The sequence below is a fragment of the Pantoea sp. X-Soil-TKNS-1280 genome, assembly GCF_059730475.1.
The window spans coordinates 1,528,285-1,542,880 of sequence record NZ_AP035962.1; the positions used below are offsets into that span (position 1 = coordinate 1,528,285).

The following is a 14,596-nucleotide window of genomic DNA, read 5'->3' on the forward strand; positions in this document are numbered from 1 at the left end:
GGGCACCCTGCTGTATAAAGGTCAGCTGGCTCTTTTCACCAGCGGCAGGTCAAAGGCTTTACGCAACGCCCGTACGAAGGCTTTATCCTGGCAGATGGTTTTACCTGGACTGTCGGAAAGTTTCGCCACCGGCTTGCCGTTGCAGCTCACCAGCTTGATCACGATATTCAGCGGCGTCACCCCTGGAATATCGCAGGTCAGACGCGTGCCGATACCAAACACCACATTGGCGCGCTGGCCAAAATGACGGTACAGCGCCAGCGCTTTATCCAGGTCGAGGTTGTCCGAGAACACCAGCGTTTTGCTGCGTGGGTCGATATCCAGCCGCTGATAATGTGCAATGGCTTTCTCACCCCATTCCACCGGATCGCCCGAATCATGGCGCAAGCCCTGATAGCGGTGAGCAAAGCCGGGGCCAAAATCACGCAGAAATGCATCCATGGTGATGCAATCGGTGAGGGCGATGCCGAGCTGGTCATCATATTCGTCCAGCCAGGATTGCAGCGCCGCGCGCTGGCTGTTGGCAAGCACCGGGCTAATCTGCTGATGCGCCTGGAACCATTCATGTGCCTGGGTGCCGACCGGGTTGAGCTGCAGACGGCGCGCCAGGTCATAGTTACTGGTGCCAACCAGCCACGGGAAATCCTGTTTCAATGTGCTGACAATCGCCTCCTGCACCGGTTGTGAAAAGCGGCGACGGGTGCCAAAGTCCATCAGATGGAATCGGGACATATCCAGATCGCCCACTTTCTGCCGAAAATCAGCCAGCTTATGCTGCAGATGCGTGACCGCCTGATCGACGCCAATGTCCGGCGTGCGATGATGGTGCACCACTTCGCTGATCAGCGCCAGCAGCGGCACTTCCCACAGAATCACTTCACGCCACGGACCACTAATCTGAATGGCGAGTTTGCCGTGGTCATTACGCACCACAACCTGGCCGGGATTAAAGCGGAAATCGCGCAGCCAGCTGAGGTAGTCGGCGTCAAAGAAGGGCAGGGCAGAAAGGTAACGATATTCCTCTTCGCTCAGGGCGAGGGATTGCATCGCATCGATATGGGTACGGAGTTCGTCCGCGTAGACGCCGAGCAACTCAGCGCCACGGCAGCGAAACTCCGCCGTGACCGGGACATCGTAATAACGATGATATACGGCCTGCTGCATATGAAGCTTGTAGGCATCGGTATCAAGCAGCGTGGTCAAAATCGGGGAAGCGTGTCCTGTCATGGTGCGTTTCAGCATCCTCTTCCGCGGAGCATAGCCCGGTGTTCAACAAAGTCATAAAGACGCAGGAGTATAAAACAGTAATAGACCGCGATCACACCATATTTGCGGGTAGCGGGTCGAGGGTCATTTGTGCCATTGTTAATAAATTGTAGCATTTTCTGCTAAGGCACGCATTGTGCGTGGCAACTGAGGCGCAACACGCTTAGACTTTGACGGGTAAACATTTTAACGATGCGAGAAGGATTTATGACGCAACAGCCGCAAATTAAATATCGTCACGACTACCGTGCGCCTGATTTCACCATCACCGATATCGATCTGACGTTTGAGCTTGATGCGGCCACCACGCGCGTCACTGCCGTAAGCCAGGTGAAGCGTTTAGGGAATAGCCAGGCCGAGCTGCGTCTGGACGGGGAAGACCTCACGCTGGTGTCACTGGCGGTAGATGACAATGCCTGGTCGCATTATCGTGAGGAAGAGGGCGCGCTGGTGCTGAGCCAGCTGCCAGACAACTTTACCCTGACCATCATCAATGACATCCATCCAGATAAAAATACCGCCCTGGAAGGGCTGTACCAGTCGGGTGAAGCGCTGTGTACCCAGTGCGAAGCGGAAGGTTTCCGTCACATTACCTGGTATCTGGATCGCCCGGACGTGCTGGCGCGCTTTACCACCACTATTATTGCGGATGCGGCACGCTATCCGTTCCTGCTGTCCAACGGTAATAAGATGGACAGCGGTCGCCATGAAGATGGCCGTCATTGGGTGAAATGGCAGGATCCGTTCCCGAAACCCTGTTATCTGTTTGCGCTGGTGGCCGGTGATTTTGACGTACTGCGCGACAGTTTTACCACCCGTTCAGGGCGTGATGTGGCGCTGGAGATTTTCGTCGATCGCGGCAACCTGGATCGTGCTGACTGGGCAATGACCTCGCTGAAAAACAGCATGGCGTGGGATGAAGAGCGTTTTGGCCTCGAATACGACCTCGATATCTTTATGATCGTCGCGGTGGATTTCTTCAATATGGGCGCCATGGAGAACAAAGGCCTCAACGTCTTTAACTCTAAATATGTGCTGGCGAAAGCAGAAACCGCCACCGACAAAGATTATCTCGGCATTGAAGCGGTGATCGGCCACGAATATTTCCATAACTGGACCGGCAACCGTGTCACCTGCCGCGACTGGTTCCAGCTCAGCCTGAAAGAAGGGCTGACGGTGTTCCGCGATCAGGAATTCAGCTCTGACCTTGGCTCGCGTGCGGTCAATCGCATTGATAACGTCCGCGTGATGCGTGGTGCGCAGTTTGCTGAAGATGCCAGCCCGATGGCACATCCCATCCGCCCGGATCAGGTGATTGAGATGAACAACTTCTACACCCTGACGGTGTATGAAAAAGGTTCTGAAGTGATCCGTATGATGCACACCCTGCTGGGCGAAGAGAATTTCCAGAAGGGGATGCAGCTGTATTTTGAGCGTCACGATGGCAGTGCCGCTACCTGCGACGATTTTGTTCAGGCGATGGAAGATGCTTCCAATGTCGATCTGTCGCAGTTCCGCCGCTGGTATAGCCAGGCGGGTACGCCGGTGCTGACGGTGCGTGATGATTACAACCCGGAGCTGGAGCAATATACGCTTCATGTGACCCAGCACACGCCGCCCACCGCCGAACAGAAAGAAAAGCTGCCGCTGCATATCCCGCTGGATATCGAACTTTACGATGGCGAAGGCAAGGTTATCCCGCTGCAACATAATGGTCATCCGGTGCACCATGTGCTGAACGTAACCGAAGAATTCCAGAGCTTCGTGTTTGATAACGTCTATTTCCAGCCGGTGCCATCGCTGCTGCGTGAATTCTCTGCGCCGGTGAAGCTCGACTATAAATGGAGTGATGCACAGCTGACGTTCCTGATGCGTCACGCGCGCAACGATTTCTCGCGCTGGGATGCGGCGCAAAGCCTGCTGGCGACTTACATCCGTCTGAATGTGGCGCGTCATCAGCAGGGGCAACCGCTGTCGCTGCCGCTGCATGTGGCCGATGCTTTCCGTGCGGTGCTGCTGGATGAGCAGGGTGACCCGGCGTTGATGGCGCTGATCCTGTCACTGCCGTCAGAAAATGAAATCGCTGAGTTGTTTGAGGTGATTGATCCACAGGCGATTGCCGAAGTCCGTGAAGCGCTGGTACGCACCCTGGCCAAAGAACTGAGTGATGAGTTGCTGGCGGTTTATCGTGCCAATCAGAGCAGCGCATACCACATCGAGCATGCGGAAATCGGTAAGCGCGCGTTGAAGAATGTGTGTCTGGGCTATCTGGCGTTTGCCGATGCGGAACAGGCTGACCAGCTGGTGCAGGCGCAATATCAGCAGGCCACCAATATGACCGATGCACTGGCTGCGTTGTCTGCGGCGGTTGCCGCTCAGTTACCGTGCCGCGATGCGTTACTGGCGGCGTATGACGAGCGCTGGCATCAGGATGGCCTGGTGATGGATAAATGGTTCGTGTTGCAGGCCACCAGCCCGGCGGCTGACGTCCTGAGCAAAGTGCGGGCGCTGTTGCATCATCGTTCCTTCACCATGGGCAACCCGAACCGTATCCGTTCACTGATTGGTGCGTTTGCTTCGGCGAATCCAGCGGCATTCCATGCCAAAGATGGCAGTGGTTATCAGTTCCTGGTGGAGATGCTGACCGACCTCAACACGCGTAACCCGCAGGTTGCTGCGCGCATGATCGAGCCGCTGATTCGTCTGAAACGTTACGATGCAGGCCGCCAGGCGCTGATGCGTCAGGCGCTGGAGACGTTGAAAGGGCTGGATAAACTGTCCGGGGATTTGTACGAGAAGATCACCAAAGCTCTGAATGCGTAATTAACCGTAGCGGCGCGATTTATCGCGCGCCTTTTAAAACAGCGCAATAAATTGCGCCGCTACAGGTTCCATTAACGTTGCTGCGCAAACCGCAACGGTTGCTCAGTGGCGCTGCGCTTCATTACCCGATCCAGCACTTCCGCTTCCAGCTCGGCCAGCCGGGCAGAGCCGCGACGGCGTGGACGCGGCAGATCAACCGTTAAATCCAGTCCGATCTGGCCTTCTTCAATCAGCAACACCCGATCCGCCATGGCGACTGCTTCGCTGACATCATGGGTGACTAAAAGCACCGTGAAGTTATGTTGCTGCCATAACGATTCAATCAATCCCTGCATCTCAATACGCGTCAGCGCATCCAGCGCCCCGAGAGGCTCATCCAGCAACAACAGGCCGGGACGATGAATCAACGCACGCGCCAGCGCCACCCGCTGTTTCTGGCCACCAGAGAGCGCCGCTGGCCATTCATTGGCGCGTTCCGCCAGGCCTACTGCCTCCAGCGCTTCCCGTGCACTTTCACGCCAGGCGCGGCCTTTCAGCCCAAGGCCGACGTTATCGATCACCTTTTTCCACGGCAGCAGTCGGGCGTCCTGGAACATCAGGCGGGTATCCTCCCGCGCGGCCGCCAGCGGGGCATTTCCCGCCAGCAATTCACCGCGGGTGGTGGATTCCAGCCCGGCCAGCAGGCGCAGCAGGGTACTTTTGCCACAGCCGCTGCGGCCCACTACCGCGACAAATTGTCCTGCCGGGATATGCAGGTCGATATTATTCAGGATGGTACGGTCGCCATATTGTTTGCTGACGCCGTTAACGCCCACCGGTGTGCCGCTGTTCAGGCGCGCCGGGGTGAGGGTTGCAGTGCTCATGCGTTAGCCTCCTTCAGTTGATAAGCCGGATGCCAGCGCAGCCATACGCGTTCCAGCAGTTGTGCCGCGACATCGGCCAGTTTGCCGAGCAGGGCATACAGAATGATGGCGACCACCACCACATCGGTTTGCAAAAATTCACGGGCATTCATCGCCAGATAGCCAATGCCAGAGTTGGCGGAAATCGTTTCGGCCACAATCAGCGTCAGCCACATCAGGCCGAGCGCAAAACGCACGCCTACCATGATGGAAGGTAGCGCGCCGGGCAGGATCACCTGAATAAACAGGCTCCAGCCGGAGAGGCCATAGCTGCGCGCCATTTCCACCAGACCACGATCGATATTACGGATACCGTGGTAGGTGTTGAGATAGATGGGGAACATGGTGCCGAGCGCGACGAGGAAAATTTTTGCCGCCTCATCAATGCCGAACCACAGGATCACCAGCGGGATCAACGCCAGGTGCGGCACGTTGCGCAGCATCTGCACCGAGGTATCGAGCAGGCGCTCCCCAAGGCGCGAAGTGCCAGTAATCAGACCCAGCACCAGGCCAATGGATCCGCCGATACCGAAACCAATCGCTGCGCGCCAGCTGCTGATGGCGAGGTTCTGCCACAGTTCACCGCTGGCGGTGAGACGCCAGAAAGTGATCAAAATATTCTCCGGCGATGGCAGGATACGCGTCGACAGTAGCCCGATTTGTGATGCCAGCTGCCAGACCACCACCAGCAGTACTGGCAGCAACCACGGCAGGAAGGCGTTACTGAGCTGTTTCCTGGACATTATTTGCTCCTCAACTCTGCGCGACTTTCTGCGGCATATAGTCATTCCCTACGGCTTCACCGTGCGGCTGAATGTTACGCGGCTGAGGAATCTGCGGCACTTCGAGGTCAAGATGCGGGAACAGCAACTCACCGACGCGATACGCTTCCTCCAGATGCGGATAGCCGGAGAGAATAAAGGTCTCGATGCCGAGATCTCTATATTCCTGCATGCGTGCGGCCACTGTCGGGCCATCACCGACTAACGCCGTACCGGCACCGGTCCGCGCCAGGCCAACCCCGGCCCACAGATTCGGGCTGACTTCCAGCTTGTCACGACGGCCACCGTGCAGCGCCGCCATCCGTTGCTGGCCGACAGAATCGTAACGCGCGAACCCTGCCTGTGCTTTGGCGATGGTGGCGTCATCCAGATGAGAAATCAGCTGATCGGCTGCCCGCCACGCTTCTTCGTTGGTTTCTCGCACGATAACGTGCAAACGAATGCCAAAACGTACTTTGCGGCCCTGCGCCTCGGCTTTGGCACGTACCTGGGCAATTTTCTCTTTCACCAGTGCCGGTGGTTCACCCCAGGTGAGATAGACATCAACCTGTTCTGCGGCCAAATCCTGCGCGGCATCGGAGGAGCCACCAAACCACAACGGTGGGCGCGGTTGTTGCACCGGTTTAAACAGCAGGCGAGCACCGCGGACTTTGACGTGCTTGCCGTCATAATCGACGGTTTCGCCTTCCAGTACCCGACGCCAGATACGGGTAAATTCGGCGGACTCAACGTAACGCTCGCGGTGATCAAGAAACACGCCGTCACCTTCCAGTTCTTCCGGGTCGCCACCGGTCACCAGGTTAAACAACACGCGACCATTGGAGAGGCGATCGAGGGTCGCTGCCTGACGCGCGGCCTGCGTGGGGGAAATCACCCCTGGGCGCAGCGCGACCAGAAAACGCAGACGTTGCGTGACCGGAATCAGTGACGCCGCGACCAGCCAGGCGTCTTCGCAGGAGCGCCCGGTCGGAATCAGGACGCCACCAAAACCAAGGCGGTCGGCAGCCTGCGCCACCTGTTGCAGATAAGCATGATCAACCGCACGTGCACCTTCGGCCGTGCCGAGATAGCGACCATCACCGTGAGTAGGAAGAAACCAGAATACGGATACGCTCATTGTTGACTCCTTAAGGCTGGGCGGACTGTGGCTGCCAGATGCGATCGGCGATGTTCACTTTTACCGGCATCAAATGATTGGCATAAAACAGGTCAGCGGTTTGTTGTTGGGCCTGCGCCGTATGGGCGCTGACCGGCGTAATGGTGGTGGGTGGACGATGATCGAGATAGCTGGCAATCACCGGTTTTGGCAGCCCCATCGCCTGTGCCAGCAGGTCAATACTTTGCTCGCGCTGGCTGCGGGTCAGGGCATCGGCGTCACTGAAGGTTTGCAGTACCTGCTGCACAAAATTGCCATTGGCTGCGGTAAATTTACGTGTGGCGAGATAGAATGAGCCGGTTTGATTCAGCTTGCTGCCATCCGCCAGCACGCGCACGCCGCCCTGCAACAGCGCGGCTGAGTAATAGGGGTCCCAGATCGCCCAGGCATCGACATCACCCTGCTGAAATGCGGCACGGGCATCGGCAGGTGTCAGATAAGTGGGCTGGATATCTTTGAAGCTCAGACCGGCCTGCGCCAGTGCGCGCAATAAAAGGTTGTGCGAGCTGGAGCCTTTCTGAAACGCCACCTTATGGCCCTTCAATTCGGCTACGCTGTGGATCGGGCTATCTTTCGGCACCAGAATCACCTCGGCTTTTGGCTTGGGCGGTTCTGCTCCGACATACAACAAATCGGCACCTGCCGCCTGCGCAAAAATCGGCGGGATATCGCCGGTACTGCCAAGATCGATACTGCCGACGTTCAACGCTTCCAGCATTTGCGGGCCAGCGGGAAACTCAATCCATTGAATCTGGGTATGCGGAAAACGTTGTTCCAGCATCTGGTGTGATTTTGCCAGCACCATGCTGACCGAACCTTTTTGATAACCAATACGAAACTGGGCGGGTGCCTCTGCGGCATGCACACTGACATTCAGCGTCAATACCATTGCAAGGCCAGCCAGCCAGCGCGATAGCGTCCTTTTCATATCTCTTCCTTTTATACGGCCTGAGCGTAAGGTTGATGGCGACGATGCAACGCATGCCAGAAGGTATCCAGCGCTTCATCAATGCGTGCGGCCAGCAATTGGTCCAGCTCGGGCTGGCGGTCATAATGGCTAATCTGGCTATCGTCGGCGAAGACGCCGTGCAGCACTTCCTGGGCTTTCAGGGCGTTCAGTACCGGTTTCAGGGCGTAATCCACCGCCAGCATATGGGCTACGCTTCCGCCGCTTGCCAGTGGCAGCACCACTTTGTGCTCCAGTGCTCGCTCTGGCAGCAGATCGAGCAGCGTTTTCAGCGCGCCTGAAAAGGAAGCTTTATAAATCGGGGTGGCGACGATCAGGCCCTCGGCACTTGCCAGGTCCTCTTTCAGTGCCTGCAGTGCCGGGGAATCGAAACGCGCATAGAGCAGATCTTCCGGTTGAAAGTTGTGAATATTCCAGGGAATCACTTCGACACCGCGCGCTTCCAGCGTGTGTTGGCACAGGCTCAGCAACGCCGTAGAACGGGAAGGGAATCGAGGGCTGCCTGCCAGCGTAATAACCCGCATAGTCACTCCTTATAACTAAAAGTTATTGATTATCTGATATTGAGAACTGATGGCTTAATCCTGACAGAGCGGGGGGCGGGGCTTAAATGATTTATCCGGTAATGGTAAGCCGGAATCTGCAAATGGGTGGGCTATCAATCATTGGATGGCAGAGGAGCGATACGACTATTCCGAAAACCCTGCGGTCACAAAATAGAAATGATTCATTCCGTTTAAGCAATAAAATGCGCTTTGGCGGTTTTATAAGTGTACAGAAGGATAAAAAGTGTATCGGCACCGCGCAGAAGGGATGTCTGCACCATACCAGATTGAAACGTGACAATATAAAGAATCTGGTGAGAATCTCCCATAAAAACAATCATCAAATTGATACCTTCTGTGTTGCACTTATGTCTTTTTGTTTCTTCTGGTATCAAATTTATCTATTTTTTCCTGGTCTGGGAAAAAAGTGTCTGGGATGAATATTCACGCATTTTTGTCTTAAATTACAAATGGCAAGATTTAATCCCGAAACGGGAAGTAAACCACAACTCAACAGGATAAAAATAAAAACAGCATACTTCACGGCTGATAATCATTTAATTGCCTGCTGTCAGGTACGGGTAAAAAACGGAACTGTCAAAACGCCAGCGCTCTGATTAAGCTAGCGCTAAATGATTCTTTTGATGATGCATTCCGTGCGTTCTGGCGCACATGGATGTGATTGCTGTTTTTCTTTTTACCAGGTTGTTAAAAAAGAGAGTGCTTATGTCAGAGAAACTACTTTCCGTTATCATCCCGACTTATAACGTAGAAAAATATATTGTTGAATGTGTGGATTCTCTGTTGCAGCAAATATCCGCGCCTAATGAAATCATTATCGTTAACGACAGTTCTACCGATGATACGCTGCATCTTCTTAACCAGCATTATGCCAACCTGCCACAGGTACAGATTATTACCGTGCCCAACGGCGGGGCGGGGTTAGCGCGTGATAAAGGTATTGAGCTGGCGCAGGGGGAGTTTCTGTTTTTCTGTGACCCGGATGATCGCGTGGCGCCGGGGTTGGTCAGCGAATTACAGCAGGTAGTGCAAACGCATCCGCAGGTAGAGTTGTTCTGTTTTAATTCAGTGGCGTTCGATCATGACCTGCCACACCGCGTCTCAGCAAAAGTGAAACATGAGCTGACGGGGCTGCAACCCGCATCCGAGGTGTTTTCCTCTTTATTACGCAATGGTACCTATACCTCAGCGGCGTGGAACTACCTGCTGAAACGTTCGGTTATCGATAAATATCAGCTGCGCTTCCAGCACCGGGTGCATGAAGATCACTGTTTCAGCCTTGGCGCTTTTCTGAAAAGTCGCCATGCCTGGGTCAGTGAGAAAAGTTATTATCAGCAACGCGTCCGTCAGGGGTCATTAACCCATGGACATAAAAATAGTGATTATTTTCTGCAGCGTTACCATGCTTTTATGCAGGCGTATCACGATTTAATGACGTCACTTGAAAAAAATAACCGGCGCAATCAGTTACAAAAAGAATATTTGTTACATTCTTTCCGCCTGATGATTTACCTTTCGCTTTATAACCGCACGCCAGTACCTTATTACGTGATTAATGCTATTCGTTTTCTTGGCCGTGAAATCAAACCAGCCGGTTTTAAAGAGTGGTTGCTGTTGAATCATCCGGAACTGTTTATCCGTCTGCAAAATTACAAAGTGATTAAAGAGCTGAAGAAAAACAGCCTTATTCCGAAAAGTGTTCCGGTGGTTTGATTGCACCAGGGATAAGTGCGAAAGTCATTACTTGTATGAGCATTAAGGTTGTTGCGTCATGGCAAAAACACTCGATAAGAGTTTAGTAATTAATATTTTATCTTTGCTGGCCTATCGGGGAGCGTCATTTCTCTTTCCTTTAGTTACCTTACCCTATCTGGCGCGAATACTCGGCGTCAATCAAATGGGGGTGCTGGCGCTGGCCATCGCCTGCGTGCTTTATTGCAGTACCATTTCAGACTGGGGTTTTAACGTTTATACCACCAAGGACATTGCTCACCATCGTGAGGATAAAGTCCGGGTGACGCAGATATTCTGGTCAACTTTCAATGCAAAATTGATGTTGATGCTTTCAACCAGCGGCGTGCTGTTACTCGCTACCTGGTTAAATCCGTCCTGGCATTTCCTGTTCTGGATAGTTCTGGCGAACTGCACCACGCTACTGGGGTCGTTGTTCTCCTTTGGCTGGCTGATGCAGGGCTTTGAGAAGCTCGGTAAAACGGCGGTGATTGCCACCTTTGGCAATTTCTGCGCCATCCCGCTGACGTTTCTGCTGGTGAAAACCCCGAACGATACCTGGCTGGCGGCGATGATTCCGGGTGTGGTGTCGATTATCAGCGCGCTGATTACCCTGCGGTTTGTACTGAAGATGAAGGTGATTGGTCGCTACCGCTTCGAACCCAGTGAAATCATGCAGCGCCTGAAAGACAGCGTGCACGTCTTTATCGCCATCGCCGGTGCGAATTTATTTAACAGCGTCAACGTGGTGATTCTGGCCGCCTTTACCTCGCATTATGCCATCGGGATCTATAACGGGGCCGATCGCCTGCGTAAGGCAGCCAACTCGGTGCCGGAACAGATTGGCAACGCGTTTTTTCCACGCGTCAGTTATTTGTTTGCGCGTGACAAGGCAGCAGCCATCGCGGCGACACGCAAAAGTTTGCTGATCTCGTTTCTGCTCAGCTTCGGTATTGTGATCTTCACGTATTTCTTCGCTGATGAAGTGGTCCGTATTCTGCTCGGCCCGGAATTTGTTGCCTCGGCTGACGTGCTGCGTGTGTTTGTGTTGTGTTTCCTGTTTGGCAACATTGCTTACCCGGCAGGATTACAGGTGTTGATCCCCCATGGCCTGGCGCGTCAGCGTATGCTGGTGATGCTCGGCCCGGGTGTCATCAATATTCCAGTCTGTGCCTTTCTGGCGTGGAAATACGGTGCCATCGGCGCGGCATGGTCGATGGTGATTGCCGAGTTCCTCGTCTGCGTCGGGATTTTCTGGGTGATGGCTCGCCACGGGATTCTGCGTGAGTATCTGCGTAATCCCTCTGCTACCACCACACCGATTAAAGACGCCGCAAGCTAATGATGATGCAGGTCAATTCGACCTGCGTTTCCTCGCGCTGCAATTTACTTTTGTGCCAGAGGCCATTACCATTCTGGCGCACAATTTCCCGTGCACCCCGACTTTCACGAAGCTTCCGCCATTCAGGAGAGTGCATGTTATATCCTATCGTCCGGCCGGCGCTGTTTAAGCTCGATCCAGAGCGTGCGCACGAACTCACCTTGCATCAACTGCGTTTTATCAGCGGCACCCCGCTGGAAGGGTTTATCCGCCAGTCTTTACCCGCGCGTCCGGTTAACTGCATGGGGCTGACGTTTCCCAATGCCCTTGGACTGGCAGCCGGCCTCGACAAAAATGCAGAATGCATTAATGCCTTTGGTGCGATGGGTTTTGGTTTTGTCGAAGTGGGTACCGTCACACCGCGCCCGCAACCCGGTAATGATAAGCCGCGTATGTTCCGCCTGGTGGAAGCGGAAGGGATTATCAACCGTATGGGATTTAATAATCAGGGTGTCGATTACCTGGTTGAGAACGTTAAAAAGGCGCGTTTTAAAGGAATTCTTGGTATCAATATTGGCAAAAATAAAGATACGCCGGTCGAGCAGGGGAAAGATGATTATCTGACCTGCATGGAAAAGGTGTATGCCCACGCGGGTTATATTGCCATCAATATTTCTTCACCTAACACCCCAGGATTACGCACGCTGCAATATGGTGAAGCGCTGGATGATCTACTGGCAGCCATCAAATTAAAACAAAAAGAGTTGCAGGAACGGCATCTTAAATATGTTCCCGTGGCGGTGAAGATCGCGCCGGATCTTTCTGAAGAAGAGTTGATCCAGATTGCTGACAGTTTAGTTCGCCACGAAATTGATGGTGTGATTGCGACCAACACCACCCTCGACCGTTCACTGGTCAGCGGCCTGAAATACGGTGAAGAAGCCGGTGGTTTAAGTGGTCGTCCGGTGCAGAATCGCAGCACCGAAATCATCCGCCGCCTGTCACAGGAGTTGCAGGGACGTCTGCCCATTATTGGTGTGGGTGGTATTGATTCGCTGGTGGCGGCAAGGGAAAAAATTGCCGCAGGTGCCACACTGGTCCAGATATACTCCGGATTTATATATAAAGGTCCTGGCTTAATTAAAGATATCGTGACCCATCTCTAAGACATTTCCCACATTCCCGCGCCAGGGGGTTTATTTATCCCTCTGGCTCGTTTATATTTTGTCCTGCTGGTGTGTTTTTCAGCTTTTTCCTTAGCGTTATTTTCCTTTAGCTGTGAAGCGTAATTTTGCGCAGCGATGAACCACAGGGCACATCATGAAAATCAAACCCGATGACAACTGGCGTTGGTATTTTGACGCGGAGCATGACCGGATGATGCTTGATCTGGCCGATGGCATGTTATTTCGCTCGCGCTTCTCACGCAAAATGCTGACCCCGGATGCCTTTAATGAAAGCGGTTTTTGCGTTGATGACGCCGCGCTTTATTTTACCTTTGAAGAACGTTGTCGTCAGAGTGGATTAAAAAGCGACCATCGCGCCGAGCTGGTATTAAATGCGCTGGTCGCCAGCCGTTTTCTGAAACCACTGATGCCGAAAAGCTGGCACTTCACCAGCCATGCCCACAGCTGGCAACCCGTCGCAGGCGATATGGTGGCAGTGACCCTGGCAGACAGCGGCGAACAGGCGCAATTGCTGGTGGTGGAAAGCGGAGAAAATGCCGCGCTTTGTTTGCTGGCACAACATGCGCTGACCGTAGCCGGTAAAGGCATGGTGCTGGGGGATGCGATCAAAGTGATGAATGATCGTCTGCAACCTTGTAAGCCCGAATCTTCCGCCCAGTTTGCCCGGGCGGTGTGACGCGTTACGCCAGCTCGATATCGCCAGCCGGAATACAACTACAGCTCAGGATGGTGCCATCCTGACGCACTGCGCTTTTCTTTAAGGCTTTCACTTCACCCGCTACCAGCGTCATTTTACAGCTGCCACAGATACCGGCGCGGCAGGAGTAGGGAATGCGAAAACCCTGCATTTCAAGCTGTTCCAGCAGTACCTGCTGATTATCTCCGGTAAATTCGGTGCCCTGATAGCCAATGGTGACGTTGCTCAGATCGCTGGTGACAGGGTCCAGGGTTTCCACTACCTGACCGGCACCGTAGCGGCGCGCGGGCTGTTTTTCAATGATGGTGACCTGATCGCCAACGCGGATCACGCCACTGTTCAGCGCGATCAAATTCAGACCAAAATCGATATCACCGCTGCCATCCTGGGCGCTACGGAAGCGTTGCAGCGTGGCCAGCGGTTCACCCTGGGGATGTTTCTGCCCGCTTTCGGTGCCGACGGTAGTAAACACGCAGCGGCTGCAGGGCTTCGGCATCTCAAAAGTGATATCGCCAATGGTTAACTTTTTCCAGCTGTCTTCTTCCCACGCCTGCGCGCCGCTGACCACCAGGTTAGGGCGGAACTGTTCGACACGAACGCTGGCCGGGCAACGTTGTTGCAGATCCTGCAATGAAGCCATATTGACCAGCAGATAAGGGAAACCATCCGCAAAACTGAGCGGCACCTGATCAAAGCGTTTTACCCGGCGGGTCGGCTGCGATCCGGTCCAGCGCAATTGGACCGGGCGAGGGAAAAAGCCACTCAGCCATTGGTTGATCTCTGCCGGAGCGATGCGTGAGGTGAAATGGTTACCCCAGACTTCAGTAGGGGCATCAACGGCAGCAAAATCAGCAAAGCGGATTAACGCCTGGCTACCGTCCGGTGCCTGCAAAAACAGGCCATCGGGCAGCAGCGCTGGGGTAAAACGCACCATTTCCGGATACTGCCGGGCAGTGATGAAGGTGCCATCGGTTTCGGTAACCATAAAGATGCGGTCAAATGCCAGGCCACTCTCCATTACCTGGGCATGCGACAGTTGCAAACCGCGCATTGATTTTACCGGATGGATAAACAGACGGGACAACGTAATCATCACCACTCCCTGAAAGCCGTCATGCTGGACAAAAAGAAGCTAACTTTATGACATAGGACGCTGATTCGCTATAATGCGCAACAATTTTATCAGGAGTAGAAGTGA

General features: G+C 54.0%; 13 protein-coding genes. 6 read left to right on the top strand and 7 right to left on the bottom strand.

Translation table 11 applies throughout. The annotated features are described in order from the left end of the window. Positions 1 to 21: 21 nt before the first annotated feature. Positions 22 to 1,242 carry a nicotinate phosphoribosyltransferase gene (pncB, locus tag AC6I8X_RS07135; RefSeq protein ID WP_313685270.1) on the bottom strand — a complete coding sequence of 407 codons (1,221 nt, stop codon included), beginning with the start codon at positions 1,240 to 1,242 and terminating at the stop codon, positions 22 to 24. Between the two features lie 231 nt (positions 1,243 to 1,473). Between pncB and pepN the strand changes: the two genes are divergently transcribed. Further along, positions 1,474 to 4,089 (top strand): aminopeptidase N, encoded by a 2,616-nt coding sequence (pepN, locus tag AC6I8X_RS07140; protein ID WP_313685272.1) that lies wholly within the window; start codon positions 1,474 to 1,476, stop codon positions 4,087 to 4,089. Positions 4,090 to 4,160: 71 nt separating this feature from the next. Here the strand turns inward: pepN and ssuB are convergent, their stop codons facing one another. From ssuB to ssuE, 5 genes are read right to left on the bottom strand one after another with little or no spacing between them, the layout of a single operon-like run. Further along, a complete protein-coding gene (gene ssuB / locus AC6I8X_RS07145; RefSeq protein ID WP_299446087.1) occupies positions 4,161 to 4,952 on the bottom strand; it encodes an aliphatic sulfonates ABC transporter ATP-binding protein in 792 nt (263 codons plus the stop codon). Next, positions 4,949 to 5,734: an aliphatic sulfonate ABC transporter permease SsuC gene (ssuC, locus tag AC6I8X_RS07150; RefSeq protein WP_299446084.1), complete on the bottom strand. Its 786-nt coding sequence runs from the start codon at positions 5,732 to 5,734 to the stop codon at positions 4,949 to 4,951. Before ssuC ends, ssuB begins: the two co-directional genes overlap by 4 nt. Positions 5,735 to 5,744: 10 nt before the next feature. Continuing rightward, entirely contained in the window at positions 5,745 to 6,890 is a 1,146-nt protein-coding gene (gene ssuD / locus AC6I8X_RS07155; RefSeq protein ID WP_313690391.1) for an FMNH2-dependent alkanesulfonate monooxygenase, read from the bottom strand. A 10-nt stretch (positions 6,891 to 6,900) separates the two neighbouring features. Beyond that, positions 6,901 to 7,857, bottom strand: a complete 957-nt coding sequence (locus AC6I8X_RS07160; RefSeq protein WP_299446078.1) for a sulfonate ABC transporter substrate-binding protein — start codon at positions 7,855 to 7,857, stop codon at positions 6,901 to 6,903. A gap of 11 nt (positions 7,858 to 7,868) precedes the next feature. Further along, positions 7,869 to 8,420, bottom strand: a complete 552-nt coding sequence (gene ssuE, locus AC6I8X_RS07165) for an NADPH-dependent FMN reductase (protein WP_313687098.1) — start codon at positions 8,418 to 8,420, stop codon at positions 7,869 to 7,871. Positions 8,421 to 8,506: 86 nt separating this feature from the next. Here ssuE and AC6I8X_RS07170 point away from each other — a divergent pair, with 86 nt between their 5' ends. The 5 genes from AC6I8X_RS07170 to AC6I8X_RS07190 all read left to right on the top strand — a co-directional run bounded on the left by AC6I8X_RS07170 (position 8,507) and on the right by AC6I8X_RS07190 (position 13,377). Continuing rightward, the gene (locus AC6I8X_RS07170; RefSeq protein WP_497840796.1) at positions 8,507 to 8,881 is read left to right on the top strand and encodes a hypothetical protein; all 375 of its coding nucleotides are present in this window, start codon (positions 8,507 to 8,509) and stop codon (positions 8,879 to 8,881) included. A gap of 286 nt (positions 8,882 to 9,167) precedes the next feature. Then, a complete protein-coding gene (locus AC6I8X_RS07175) occupies positions 9,168 to 10,175 on the top strand; it encodes a glycosyltransferase family 2 protein (RefSeq protein WP_299446070.1) in 1,008 nt (335 codons plus the stop codon). Between the two features lie 58 nt (positions 10,176 to 10,233). Next, on the top strand, positions 10,234 to 11,535 hold the full coding sequence (locus AC6I8X_RS07180; RefSeq protein WP_299446067.1) for a flippase: 1,302 nt from the start codon (positions 10,234 to 10,236) through the stop codon (positions 11,533 to 11,535). A 134-nt stretch (positions 11,536 to 11,669) separates the two neighbouring features. Then, positions 11,670 to 12,680, top strand: coding sequence for a quinone-dependent dihydroorotate dehydrogenase (pyrD, locus tag AC6I8X_RS07185; RefSeq protein ID WP_084873730.1), 1,011 nt, complete (start codon positions 11,670 to 11,672; stop codon positions 12,678 to 12,680). Between the two features lie 154 nt (positions 12,681 to 12,834). Further along, positions 12,835 to 13,377, top strand: a complete 543-nt coding sequence (locus AC6I8X_RS07190; RefSeq protein ID WP_084873731.1) for a cell division protein ZapC — start codon at positions 12,835 to 12,837, stop codon at positions 13,375 to 13,377. Positions 13,378 to 13,381: 4 nt separating this feature from the next. Here AC6I8X_RS07190 and AC6I8X_RS07195 read toward each other — a convergent pair whose 3' ends face one another. Further along, the gene (locus tag AC6I8X_RS07195; RefSeq protein ID WP_497840797.1) at positions 13,382 to 14,491 is read right to left on the bottom strand and encodes a YcbX family protein; all 1,110 of its coding nucleotides are present in this window, start codon (positions 14,489 to 14,491) and stop codon (positions 13,382 to 13,384) included. Between the last annotated feature and the right edge of the window lie 105 nt (positions 14,492 to 14,596).

Excerpts from the sequence above, each read along its gene's own strand:
- pncB (WP_313685270.1), bottom strand. The coding sequence starts at position 1,242 with ATGCTGAAACGCACCATGACAGGACACGCTTCCCCGATTTTGACCACG.
- pepN (WP_313685272.1), top strand. The coding sequence starts at position 1,474 with ATGACGCAACAGCCGCAAATTAAATATCGTCACGACTACCGTGCGCCT.
- ssuB (WP_299446087.1), bottom strand. The coding sequence starts at position 4,952 with ATGAGCACTGCAACCCTCACCCCGGCGCGCCTGAACAGCGGCACACCG.
- ssuC (WP_299446084.1), bottom strand. The coding sequence starts at position 5,734 with ATGTCCAGGAAACAGCTCAGTAACGCCTTCCTGCCGTGGTTGCTGCCA.
- ssuD (WP_313690391.1), bottom strand. The coding sequence starts at position 6,890 with ATGAGCGTATCCGTATTCTGGTTTCTTCCTACTCACGGTGATGGTCGC.
- AC6I8X_RS07160 (WP_299446078.1), bottom strand. The coding sequence starts at position 7,857 with ATGAAAAGGACGCTATCGCGCTGGCTGGCTGGCCTTGCAATGGTATTG.
- ssuE (WP_313687098.1), bottom strand. The coding sequence starts at position 8,420 with ATGCGGGTTATTACGCTGGCAGGCAGCCCTCGATTCCCTTCCCGTTCT.
- AC6I8X_RS07170 (WP_497840796.1), top strand. The coding sequence starts at position 8,507 with ATGATTTATCCGGTAATGGTAAGCCGGAATCTGCAAATGGGTGGGCTA.
- AC6I8X_RS07175 (WP_299446070.1), top strand. The coding sequence starts at position 9,168 with ATGTCAGAGAAACTACTTTCCGTTATCATCCCGACTTATAACGTAGAA.
- AC6I8X_RS07180 (WP_299446067.1), top strand. The coding sequence starts at position 10,234 with ATGGCAAAAACACTCGATAAGAGTTTAGTAATTAATATTTTATCTTTG.
- pyrD (WP_084873730.1), top strand. The coding sequence starts at position 11,670 with ATGTTATATCCTATCGTCCGGCCGGCGCTGTTTAAGCTCGATCCAGAG.
- AC6I8X_RS07190 (WP_084873731.1), top strand. The coding sequence starts at position 12,835 with ATGAAAATCAAACCCGATGACAACTGGCGTTGGTATTTTGACGCGGAG.
- AC6I8X_RS07195 (WP_497840797.1), bottom strand. The coding sequence starts at position 14,491 with ATGATTACGTTGTCCCGTCTGTTTATCCATCCGGTAAAATCAATGCGC.